This is a genomic window from Streptomyces venezuelae (genome assembly GCF_008642315.1).
GTDB classification, from domain to species: Bacteria; Actinomycetota; Actinomycetes; order Streptomycetales; family Streptomycetaceae; genus Streptomyces; species Streptomyces venezuelae_D.
The window spans coordinates 3,506,302-3,517,642 of the sequence record NZ_CP029192.1 but is presented as its reverse complement, the minus strand read 5'-3'; the positions used below and the strand labels follow the sequence as shown (position 1 = coordinate 3,517,642).

The window sequence follows — 11,341 nt, the reverse complement described above, 5'->3', positions numbered from 1 at the left end:
CGACTGCCGCTATTCGCAAGGTAGTTGAGGAAGGTCGTCCGTGCGGCCCTGTGGATCACGACGGAGGGGGCGGCCGTGATCGTCGACAAGAACTCACACAGACCTGACGTTCCTCATACATGCACGTGCATCGATTTAACTCAGCGCTCGTAGCCTGAGTCGACGCCCAATCCCTCTTCGGGCGGTCGCATTTCACCTGTCACGCAGGCCTCTTGTCTCTTCACCGTGCAGTGGAGCGTAAGGAGCACAGCCATGACCATCACCGCCATGCCCCCCGTACGGGCCCTGCCCCGTACCCAGGCCGTCCATCCAGCGATCAGCACCCGGACCCGCTTCCCCTTCCACGTCGCCCTCGACTCGGCGCGCCATGACGTGTCGCTGGTGTACGGGCCCCAGGCCCTCAGCCCCTTGACGATCCGTCAGGACAAGCTGGCCCTGACGAGCCTGCTGCAGCGCTGGGTGCGCGTGCGCGCCGTCTGGGACGAGGAGGCGCTCTCATCACCGCACCTCGAGTCCTACCTCTCGTGGCAGGCCGGGTCGGGGGTCCAGATCCGCACCACCGAACAGACCCAGGTGACGTTCGCTCTGCTGGACAGCAGGACCTCGGTCGTGGTCCAGTCCGCCGACTCCGGCAACGGGGTCGACGGCGCCGTCACGGAGTCCGAGTGCGCCGAGACCACCGGAATGCTCCACTACCTCTTCCACGACCTGTGGGAGAACGCCAGCCCGCGACGCTCCTGCGGCCACGCCCCGGACGACCGCCAGGCGCTGGACGTACTCCTGCTGCTCGCCCGCGGATACACCGACGAGCAGATCGCCGCCTCGCTCGGGGTCTCCAAGCGGACCGTGAGCCGCGCCGTCACCAGGGTGATGCAGGAACTCAACGCCCAGAGCCGGTTCGAGGCCGGGGCCCTCGCCGCGCGCCGGGGATGGCTCAAGGGCGTGGGCACGTCGTCCCGTACGAAGCTCTGAACGGGCCGCCGGTTTGTGACACGCGCCGTCCGTGAGTGGCCACAGATCTTTTGCCCGCGACGTGATTCGGCCATCCTCACCACGTCGCACCGGCCGCCCCGGTCACTCGGAACTCCATCCAGCGGCACACGGAAAGGCTTGGACCGTTGAGTCAGACGCAGCGCCCCGTGGTCCTGCTGGTGAGCGGAAGTCCTACCAGCGGATCCCACACCACGGCCACGATCGAGGCCGCGAGCAGGATGCTGGCCGACCTCGGTGCGGACCCCTCGGTGTGGGACCTCGCGTCGCAGCCGCTGCCGATCGTCGACCCGAGCCGGCACGGCGACACGGATTCCTACGCCGACCCCTGGGCCCGCAGGTTCACACGGCTGGCGAGCGAGGCCGACGCGTTCGTGATCGCGTCACCGATGTACCACGGCTCCTTCAGCGGGGTGGTGAAGAACGCCCTGGACCACCTGGACGTCACCCCGCTCGCCGCCAAGCCCACCGCGCTCGTGGCGCACGGGGCCAACCTCTCCGCCGTGCAGGTCTGTGACGCGCTGCGGACCGTGGTGCGCGCGCTTCGGGGGATCGCCCTGCCGGAACAGCTCGCCACCGTCCCCACCGACTTCGAGCGGAGCGCGGACGGCCGACGGGTCCTGCGCGGCGCCCTCGCGCGGCAACGGCTGCACGACCTGTGCACCGCCCTCGTCGTGACGGCCGAGCGGCTGCGCGCACCGGCGCCCGCCCCGCGCCCCGGGCTGTACCGCGCCACCCGCGTCTGACGGTCCGCGAGGCCTCCGGGTCCGGCGCGGCGCCCGGCCCGCCCAGGTGGCCGGACACCCGCTCAACCACACCCTTTGGAGACGCCATGACCATCGGAGACATACCCAAGCTGGGTGCGTTCCGTAAGCCCGGCAAGGAGTACGTCGTCCCTTACCTGCCGGTCGGCAGCGTCGTGGGAGACCGTGAGATCGCGGCGGTGACCCGCGTGCTCCGCTCCGGCGAGACACTGTCGGGAGGGGGCCGACGGGAGGAGTTCGAACGGAACTTCCGGGACTACGTCGGCGCGCCGTACGCGATGAGCACGACGAGCGGGACCGTCACCCTGGAACTGGCCATCCACCTGCTGGGCCTGCGCCCCGGCGACGAGGTGATCGTCACCCCGCAGACCTACCAGGCCTCCATCCAGCCGCTCCTGCAGTACCCCGACGTCGAGGTGACGTTCTGCGACGTCAGGCAGGACACCCTCAACATGGACCCGAGGTGCCTGGAACGGCTGATCGGCCCGAGGACCCGCGCCGTCATCCTGGTGCACTACGGCGGGCACCCCGCCGACATGCACGAGATCATGGACATCGCCCGGGCCCACGACGCCCTGGTCATCGAGGACTCCGCCCACGCGCTGGGCAGCGTCTACCACGGAGCGCGACCCGGCGCCCTCGCGGACATCGGCTGCTTCAGCTTCCACTCGAGCAAGAACATCACCACCCTCGGCGAGGGCGGGATGCTGACGTTCGCCGACCCGGAGTGGGCGGAGCGCGTCGACCGGCTCCGCGGCAACGAGGTCGACGGCAGCTTCCTGCCCCGGCGCCACACCTTCGGCGACTCCAAGGAGAACCTGCCCGGCGGCCTCTACCCCGGCAACGCCTACACCCACGATCTCGTCGCGCTGCGCAAACACGGCACCAACGCGACGCTCCCCGAGGCGGCCGCGGCCATGGGAACGAGTCAACTCCGCGCCCTGCCCGGCATGGTGGAGCGCCGACGAGCCATCGCCGCGCGGCTGCGGGAGACGCTCGGCAGGTTCCCCGGACTCGTCGAGGCGCCCGAGGCACCCGAGGGCGTCATCCACTCCCAGCACCTGTTCACCTTCTTCGTCCGCGAGGGCACGCACGGGATCAACCGCCACCGGCTCCTGCACGAACTCGACCACCGGGGCGTCCAGGTCCCGCTGCGCTACTTCCCCCTGCACCTGCTGCCCGAGTGGCGCGCCCGCGGCCACCGCTACGGAGAGTGCCCCACGGCCGAGCGGGTCTGGTTCCACGAGCAGGTCAACCTGCCCTGCCACCCAGCCCTCTCCGTCCGCCAGGTCGACCTGCTCTGCGACCGCCTGGAGGAATCGCTCCGTGCGGCCTGCACCCACTGAGGCAGCGCCCGTTCACCGACACCCCGCGGGCCACGGCCCGACCACTTGAGGAGGCGCCACGTGCTGAGACTTCTGGACGCGCGGACCGTGCGGCGCGTGCTCCCCGTGCCGGACCTGACGTCCGCCATCGGCACGCTGTTCGCCCGGCAGAGCGGCGACAGCGACGAGTTCCCGCGGAGCGCCGTCGGCACCGGGGGCGGTGACCTCCTGCTGATGCCCGCGGTCTACGGGTCGACCCTGGCCGTCAAGCTCATCACGCTGTTCGACGGGGCTCCGGCGCTGGGGCTGCCCACCGTGCAGGGTCTCGTCGCCGTCTTCGACGCGCGGACCGGCGCCCCCACCGCCGTCGTCGACGCACAGGCACTGACCGAGATCCGCACGGCGGCGGTCACCTCTCTCGCCACCGACGTACTGGCGCGCAAGGACGCCGCCACCCTGGCCGTCATCGGCGCGGGCGCCCAGGCGCGCAGCCACCTCGAAGGGCTGGCCCCCCTCCGGGCCTGGCGCGAGGTGCGGCTGCACAGCCGCGACGCCGGACGGGCCCACCGCCTCGCCGCATGGGCCCGCACTTCCGGCCCCGGGCTCGACGTCACCGTGTGTTCCCGGGCCGAGGACGCGGTGCGCGACGCGGACGTCATCTGCACGGTCACGTCCTCCCCCGATCCGCTCTTCCCCGACGAGGCGGTGGCGAAGGAGGGGGTGCACATCAGCGCGGTCGGCGCGTACGGAAGCCGGCGACGGGAGCTGCCCTCCGGGCTCGTCGCCCGCTCGACCCTGTTCGTCGAGTCCGGCGCGGCCGTGCTGCGCGAAGCCGGTGACGTGGCGATCCCCATCGCGGAGGGCGTGCTTCCGCCCGCACCGGCGCTCGTCGAACTGTCGGAGCTCCTGTCAGGGAGACATCCGGGGCGGCGCTCCGCGCGCGAGACGACGCTCTTCAAGTCCGTGGGCATCCCGGTCGAGGACGCGTTCACCTGCGATCTGCTCAGTGCCAGGGCGGCCGAACAGGGCGCGGGTACCGACATCGCCTTCAGCGCCCCCGCGAGCTGACGCCTCCCCCCCTCGGGCGCCCCACCAGGCGCGCCCCCGGTCGGCCGCCCTGCACACGGCGGCCGCCTTCTCAGTCCACGAACCGGATGTCGACCACCTTGGGGTCGTCCTCCGAGCGGTCGGGATCGGCCGGGCGGGAGGCGGACAGCGCGTGCTTGAGCCGGGCGGCGTCCAACTGGCCCACCCAGTTGGCTATCACCAGGGTGGCCACGGCGTTGCAGACGAGGTTGGTGACGGCGCGCGCCTCCGACATGACCCGGTCGATGCCGACCAGCAGCGCGATCCCGCCCAGCGACGGCGTGTGCGTGATGGACACGATGGCCACCAGGGTGAGCAGACCGGAACCCGTCACGCCCACCGCGGTCTTGGAGACGATCAGGGCCAGGGCCAGGAAGACCATCTGTTCACCGAAGGACAGGCCGTCCCCCGTCATCTGCGCGATGTACGTCGCCGACAGGGTCAAGTAGAGGCACGTGCCCACCAGATGGAGCGAGTAGCCGCTGGCCAGCAGGGGCGCCCCGGTCTCCCGCGGCACGCCGGCCAGTTCGAGCTTGCGCAGTACGCGCGGGAACGCGGGCTCCGACGACGAGGTGCCGATCACGATCAGGAGCTCGTGGCGGAGGAACCGGATCAGCCGCAGCAGGGAGAAGCCGTTGAGCCTGGCGAGCAGGGCGAGCCCGCCGAACAGCACGACGGCGCAGGTCAGATAGAAGGCGACCACCAGGAAGAGGAGGCCGCGCAGCGGCACGAGCCCGAACCTGCTGATGGTGTACGCGGCACCGCCGAACGCGGCGAGGGGCGCTCCGGCCGCCAGGATCCGTACCGCCTGGAAGAGGACGTAACCCACGCGGTCGACCAGATCGACCAGCGGGGCGCCGCGCTCTCCGGACCGCAGGAGGGCGACGCCGAAGAGAACGGCCACCACGAGCACATGGAGGGGATTGCCCCGGAGGAAAGCAGAAATTAGGCTGCTCGGGACGACACTGTCGAGCCCGAGGCCGTTGCCCCAGTTCAGCTCGGCTTGGTGTCGGAGCGGTCCCAGTTCTCCCGGGTCGATCGGGTGGGAGCTTCCCAGCGGGAGCAGACCCAGCAGGTCTCCGGCGACAAGACCGCCCACGAGCGCGACGGTGGTCGCCACCTCGAAGTAGACGAACGCCTTGAGAGAGAGCTGCCCGAGTCCTCGGCTGCTGCCGATCGAAGCGATGCCGCTGAGTACGGTCACGAAGACGATGGGGGTGACCAGAAGCGTCATCAGCGATATATAGGCGTCCGACAGAAAACGCATCCGCGCGGCGTTCGCCGGGTCGACCAGACCGAAGAGCACGCCGGCCAGTAAGCCGCACAGCACCCAAAGCGTCAGTCGGCCTTCCGCTCTGTTCCGACGCGGTCCCTTCCCCGTCATCCGTCCCCCCTCAGGATCACGCCGATTATAGGCTCGGCGCCTGTAATCCGGAGGCGAAGCCGTGGTCTCTTCCCCCTGCGAACACCGTAGCAGCCAGGGCGAGTTGTGCGGCGATGCGCACTACGGGCCGAGTGGTCCGCGGTATGTCGTCACAGTGCGTTGCTGAGTGAATGTGATCTCGCCTAAACGGGCCTGTAGATCAGCCATCCGCGACCTAAGATGACTGCGCGATCTCAAACGATGGACGGCACAAGCAGGTCGCCGCCGTCAAGATGCCACTTACCGCCAGGGGGAGCTGTGAAGGCACTGCTCGTTGAAGACGATCCGAATGTCGCCGAGGCCTTGATCGAGAGTCTCGAGCAACGGGGATGGGACGTCGAACATGCGAGTGACGGCAGGTCAGCGGTGGAGGCGGTGCCGAACTGGGACATCATCCTGCTCGACCTCAATCTGCCCGACGTCGACGGACTCGAAGTATGTCAGCGCCTGCGCGCCAACCATTCCGTACCGCTGATCGCCGTCACGGCACGCTCCGATCAGATGGACAAAGTCCTGTGTCTGCGTCTCGGCGCCGACGACTACATAGTCAAGCCCTACCACCTGCAGGAGTTGCTGGCCCGAATGACGGCGGTCATCCGCCGGAGCGAGTCGCACCAATTGCCGCAGAATGAACCGCAGAGCAATGCCGTGAAGGCGCGTACACATATTTCGCACGGCCCTCTCACCATTGACCAGTGGTCGCGTTCCGTGACGGTTCACGGGCGTGAACTTCCCCTTACGCGTAAAGAATTCGAGCTGCTGAGTCTGCTCTCCGGGTCGCCGAGTCGTGTATTCACCCGCGAGCAACTCTCCGAGGCCGTCTGGTCGACATCCTGGGTCGGCGCCTCACGTACTTTGGACACACATGTAGCTGCCGTGCGACGCAAGTTGGGCGATCCCGGGTGGATCCGAACACATCGGGGCGTGGGCTTCAGTTTTGAGCCGAAGCACTGAGCCCGAGAGTCAATTTCAGTGCACATACGTACTTTGCACGTCGCGGTGGCCACCGCGCTGGCCTGCGCGGTCATGACCTTCTCCCTCGCCCTCGCCGGGGTTCTGTACGAGAAGGAGGCCGACCAAAAGGCGGAATCACGGTTGATGCAGGTCATGGTGAAAGCCCAGGGTGAGCTGTCGGGGCGGTTAGGCGATGCTCCCGCGGCACGGATCCGGCAGCGGCTGGCGGAGCTCGGCGAGGAGTCCGACGCCGATCTCCACCTCCGCACGCCGGACGGGAAGGTGCTGGGCTCGGCCGCGCAGTCGCCCTCGGTGACCGCGGAGTTGAAGAGGCGGCTCGCCGTGCCCGCGAAGGAGCCGGACGTCGAGGTCGTGCCGCCGGAACGGCTGCGCGCGCGTGGCTCGGGGCCCTCGGTCTGGGCGACGTGGTGGCAGGGGGAGTCCGGCCGGTCGGTGCTGTGGGCCACCCAGACCTCTGACGGTCCGCGCAACGACGTGCTGACGGTGTGGGGGATGCTGCTGGTCGCCTGGCCGTTCTGCCTGACGCTGTGCGTCCTGCCCGTCGTCGCCGTACGGCACCGCACGCATGTCGCGTCCAGGAAACTGGGCGAGACCCTGCGCGCCCTGTCGCAGGGGGAGTTCCACGCACGGGTCGAACCGCTCGCCGCGGGCCACGAGCTGAACCAGCTCAGGCACCGGACGAACGAGTTGGCCGGTACGGTCCAGTCCACCCTGGAGCGGCACCGCACCTTCCTCGCCGACGTGGCCCACCAGTTGCGCAACCCCATGGTCGCGCTGCGCCTGCGCGTCGAGAACCTGCGGCCCTACCTGCCCGACACGGCCGTCGAGCGGCAGGCCCGCATCCTGTCCGACGTGGACCGGCTCCACCGGACACTGACCGACATGCTGGAACACGCGCGGTCCATGCCGTCCGACCACACGGCCCAGGTGGTCAACGTGTGCGAAGTGGTGGAGGAGTGCGTCCGCGGCTGGGCTTCCGTGGCGGAGCAGAACTGCGTCCAGCTGAAGGTCAGCATGCCGCGGCAGGCCTGGGCGCTCAGCCGCTCCGGCGCCGTCGAGCAGGCCCTGCACGTCCTGCTCGACAACGCGCTGAAGTACTCGCCGGAGAACACCGTCATCAGGATCAACGTCCTGACCGACAACAAGCTGCTCACCGTGCAAGTGCACGACCAAGGACCGGGCCTGACGGGCCGGAAGCCGGCCCAGGCGCCGCACGGCGAGGTCGGCGGCGTGCCCTCCAAGCCCGGCGGCATCGGCCTGTCCATAGCCCGCAAGCTCATCGAGTCCTCCGGAGGACGCCTCAACCTCTCCCCCGGGGACCCGGAAGGGCTGCTGGCCGAACTGCACCTGCTCGGAGCCGTACCGACCCCGGACCCGGAGAGCGCCGACACCGCCCTGCCGCCGTCCGGCACACGCACGAGGCCGGGAACACAACCGGCCGAAGAAGCCACAAGGTGAAGATCTCAGGGGGCCACAAGGTGAAGATCTCAGAAATCATCCTCGATTCCCTGCCGGACCAGGGCGACACGACGCGGATCGCCCGACGGCTCGTCCAGGAACCCGGGCAGGACACCTTCTGCTACTGGAACCGCCCCGTCCTCGACGACCCGATCCTGCGGATCCTGGGCGAGGAGGAACGGCCCTCCTCCCTGCGGATCATCTTCCCCATGGCGCGCACCCCGTCGTCGGCCTCGCCGCACACCGGGTGGCGGCAGGGCGGCGCCCAGGTGAGGGAGCACGAAAGGCTCCCCCCGGGAGCCCTGCTCCTCACCGCCGAGGGCGCTCTGCTCACGACGAGGTCCTCCGGGGACCCCGCCTGGGCCCACACCGACACCCCCGGCGTCGTCACGGCGCTGCGCACCATGGCCTCCCGGCTGTGGGAACGCGCGGAACCCGTCACGCCGCAGGACCTGCACCCCACCGAGACCGAACGGCAGATCCTCGCCATGCTGATGCAGGGACTGACCGACCGGGCCATCTCGCGGCACCTGGAGACCTCCGACCGGACGGTGCGGCGCACGGTCGCTCAGCTGATGGAGCGACTCAACGCGCAGAGCCGGTTCGAAGCGGGGGTGCGGGCGGTTGAACGTCACTGGATCTGAGCGATCTGAGCGATCTGAGCGATCTGAGCGATCTGGGCGATCTGAGCCGGTCGAGAGGACCCCTAGGACATGAGCACTTCATTTCGACGTCTGCTTCTGGCGCTGCTCGCCGTCACGGGCGGTGCGGTCGGCGGGTGGGCGTACTTCGCCCCCCGCAACTGGTACGACACGTTCCCGGGCTTCGGTCATCACTGGCTGCCCGTGCTCGGCCCGTTCAACGAGCACCTGGTCAAGGACGTCGGGGCCATGTACCTGGCCCTCGCGGCGCTGAGCGCGGTGGCTGCACTGCGGGTGGAGAACGTCCTCGCCGTGCAGCTCGCGGGGCTCGCCTGGCTGGTCTTCAGCGTGCCGCACCTGATCTACCACCTGCAGCACCTGGACATGTACACGGGCGTGGACAAGGTGATGAACGTGGTCTCCCTCAGCCTGTTCGTCCTCGCGGGCGCGGCGCTGCTCCTGCCGGGGCGCAACAAGGGAGGGGACCGGGCACCGGACGGCTGAGGTCCACCGCGGAACCGGCCGGGGCCGCCACCCCCCACAGGAGAGGCCCCGGCCGGTACACGGTACGAACCGCGTGCGGCCCGTACTCTCTTCAGCGCCGCGCGTGCGTTTTCTGTCACACCGCGTTCTGTCACCCGCTAGTTGCACGTTGTACAAACATGGACGTAGGCCTGTCCGAGCCCGTAGCGTGCTGGTTCGCGCCGGGGCCGGGCGCAGATCTCCGAGTGGCAGGATTGAGAGAGTGCTGGGGGACGACGCGGAGCTGACCGCCGCGGTGCTTGCGGCGCAGGACGGGGACGAGACCGCGTTCCGGACTGTGTACCGCGCCGTGCACCCGCGGCTGTTGGGGTACGTACGCACGCTGGTCGCCGACCCGGACGCCGAGGACGTCGCCTCCGAGGCCTGGCTGCAGATAGCGCGCGATCTCGACCGGTTCAGCGGTGACGCGGACCGGTTCCGGGGCTGGGCGGCGCGCATAGCCCGCAACCGCGCCCTCGATCACATACGGATGCGGGGCCGCAGGCCCGCCGTGGGCGGCGACGAGTCGGAGCTGACGGGCAAGCCGGGCGAGGCGGACACCGCGGGCGAGGCGATGGAGTCCCTCGCCACCAGTGAGGCGCTGGCCCTGATAGCGCAGCTCCCGCAGGACCAGGCGGAGGCCGTCGTGCTCCGTGTCGTCGTCGGACTCGACGCGAAGTCCGCGGCGCAGACCCTCGGCAAGCGTCCCGGAGCCGTCCGCACGGCGGCGCACCGGGGCCTGAAGCGGCTCGCCGAACTCCTGGGTCCCGAGGGGGCCGATCCCAAGGAGGCGCTGGGCGCCGTCCCGCCACAGAGAGAACCGCGCGGGTGCGCGGTGACGTCCGCCGGTGTGACGCAATCGCGTACGCGGACGCAGAAGGACATGTGATGGCCGACGAGCACCACAAGTGGCTGGACCGCGACACGGCGGAGCGTCTGCTGCGCGGGGAGCCCCTCGAAGGCATCGGTTCTTCCCCGGACGCGGATGCGCGCGGGCAGGCGCGCACGGACGCGCAGGCGCAGGCCGAGCGGCTCGCGCGCGCCCTCTCGGCGCTGGACCGCGCGGGCGAGCAGGGGACGATTTCCCCGCCCCCTTCCCCGTCCCCGTCCCCGTCGGCCGCCACCGCCGGAGCCGCGTCGGACAGCGGCGCGGCCGGTGAACTCCCGGGCGAGGCGGCCGCGTTGGCCGCCTTCCGCGCCGCGCGCGCGGCGCGTGCGGAGGCGCCCGCCGCCGCGCGGGACGGCAGTTCCAGGACCGCGCCCTACGCGACGCCCGCACACGAGGCCGCCGCGGGCGAGACCGTACGCCTGGGGAGCACGGGCAACCGTCCGCGCCCCAGCCGCTGGGGAAGACCCGTGCGCTTCGGCGTCGCCGCGGCCCTCGCGGGCTGCATGCTCGGCGGCGTCGCGGTGGCCGCGGGGACGGGCGTGCTGCCCTCGCCGTTCGGCAAGCACAGCAGCCCCGGCCCCGCCGCGTCCGCGTCGACCGGGGCCACCCCCGAGGAGTCGCTGCCCTCACCGTCCGGCGGGACGCGCGAGCCGTCCGAGGACCTCTCGCCCGACGAGACCACGGCACCCGACGACACCCCGACGGCGTCCCGGGAGCCGGTGAGCAGCCCGCCGCCGGAGGCCGAGGCGGACGACGAGCACACCGACGTCCCCCAGCAGCCGAGCGGCGACAGGACGCCGCCGCCCCGCCGTGACGAGGCGCGCAAGTGGTACCGCAAGGTGGTCGTCGCCTGCCGCGCCTATCGCAGCGGTGAGCTCCAGGGCAAGAAGCGCCGGCGCCTGGAGGAGGCGGCCAAGGGGCCGGAGCGGGTGGAGGAGTTCTGCGGCCGCGTCCTCGGCGGCGGCGGTGCGGGCGGCGGACGGCCCGACGGCGGGCAGGGCGGTGGCGACGGCGGCCACGACGGAGAGGACGGCGGCGGCGAGGGCGGCGGCGAAGGAGACGGAGGCTCCGGCGGCGACACCGGAGGCGCCCCCGTGCCGCCCATCACCTCACCGTCCGCCCCGCACCCCGGCCCCACGACCTCGCGCAGCGCCCTGCCCCACTTCTCCTGACGTCTCGTTCCGGACGTCCGTCGCCGCCTTCTCCGGCAAAGGTGTGACGTTTTTCGAGGGCCCGGCGCAGTAACAAGTGAGCCGACTGGTCATCGG

11 protein-coding genes are annotated in these 11,341 nt (G+C 70.6%); 10 read left to right on the top strand and 1 reads right to left on the bottom strand.

Annotated features, from left to right (window positions below; translation table 11 throughout):
* Positions 1-252: 252 nt before the first annotated feature.
* The 4 genes from DEJ48_RS14875 (at position 253) to DEJ48_RS14860 (ending at position 4,147) form a co-directional block, all read left to right on the top strand.
* The gene (locus DEJ48_RS14875) at positions 253-972 is read left to right on the top strand and encodes a response regulator transcription factor (protein WP_150216579.1); all 720 of its coding nucleotides are present in this window, start codon (positions 253-255) and stop codon (positions 970-972) included.
* A 179-nt stretch (positions 973-1,151) separates the two neighbouring features.
* Positions 1,152-1,736: an NADPH-dependent FMN reductase gene (locus tag DEJ48_RS14870; RefSeq protein ID WP_190537420.1), complete on the top strand. Its 585-nt coding sequence runs from the start codon at positions 1,152-1,154 to the stop codon at positions 1,734-1,736.
* Positions 1,737-1,822: 86 nt separating this feature from the next.
* The gene (locus DEJ48_RS14865) at positions 1,823-3,100 is read left to right on the top strand and encodes a DegT/DnrJ/EryC1/StrS family aminotransferase (RefSeq protein WP_150216577.1); all 1,278 of its coding nucleotides are present in this window, start codon (positions 1,823-1,825) and stop codon (positions 3,098-3,100) included.
* Positions 3,101-3,160: 60 nt separating this feature from the next.
* Positions 3,161-4,147: an ornithine cyclodeaminase family protein gene (locus DEJ48_RS14860; protein WP_190537418.1), complete on the top strand. Its 987-nt coding sequence runs from the start codon at positions 3,161-3,163 to the stop codon at positions 4,145-4,147.
* Between the two features lie 70 nt (positions 4,148-4,217).
* Here DEJ48_RS14860 and DEJ48_RS14855 read toward each other — a convergent pair whose 3' ends face one another.
* The gene (locus DEJ48_RS14855; RefSeq protein ID WP_150216575.1) at positions 4,218-5,549 is read right to left on the bottom strand and encodes a cation:dicarboxylate symporter family transporter; all 1,332 of its coding nucleotides are present in this window, start codon (positions 5,547-5,549) and stop codon (positions 4,218-4,220) included.
* A 297-nt stretch (positions 5,550-5,846) separates the two neighbouring features.
* Between DEJ48_RS14855 and DEJ48_RS14850 the strand changes: the two genes are divergently transcribed.
* From DEJ48_RS14850 to DEJ48_RS14825, 6 genes are all read left to right on the top strand, one after another.
* The gene (locus DEJ48_RS14850) at positions 5,847-6,542 is read left to right on the top strand and encodes a response regulator transcription factor (protein WP_150216574.1); all 696 of its coding nucleotides are present in this window, start codon (positions 5,847-5,849) and stop codon (positions 6,540-6,542) included.
* A gap of 18 nt (positions 6,543-6,560) precedes the next feature.
* A complete protein-coding gene (locus DEJ48_RS14845; protein WP_150216573.1) occupies positions 6,561-8,021 on the top strand; it encodes a sensor histidine kinase in 1,461 nt (486 codons plus the stop codon).
* 20 nt (positions 8,022-8,041) lie between these two features.
* Positions 8,042-8,665 (top strand): helix-turn-helix transcriptional regulator, encoded by a 624-nt coding sequence (locus DEJ48_RS14840; RefSeq protein WP_223832050.1) that lies wholly within the window; start codon positions 8,042-8,044, stop codon positions 8,663-8,665.
* Between the two features lie 69 nt (positions 8,666-8,734).
* Positions 8,735-9,166, top strand: a complete 432-nt coding sequence (locus DEJ48_RS14835) for a hypothetical protein (protein ID WP_150216572.1) — start codon at positions 8,735-8,737, stop codon at positions 9,164-9,166.
* Between the two features lie 241 nt (positions 9,167-9,407).
* Positions 9,408-10,073, top strand: a complete 666-nt coding sequence (locus DEJ48_RS14830) for an RNA polymerase sigma factor (RefSeq protein WP_150216571.1) — start codon at positions 9,408-9,410, stop codon at positions 10,071-10,073.
* Positions 10,073-11,245, top strand: a complete 1,173-nt coding sequence (locus tag DEJ48_RS14825) for a hypothetical protein (protein WP_190537414.1) — start codon at positions 10,073-10,075, stop codon at positions 11,243-11,245. Before DEJ48_RS14830 ends, DEJ48_RS14825 begins: the two co-directional genes overlap by 1 nt.
* Positions 11,246-11,341 lie beyond the last annotated feature (96 nt).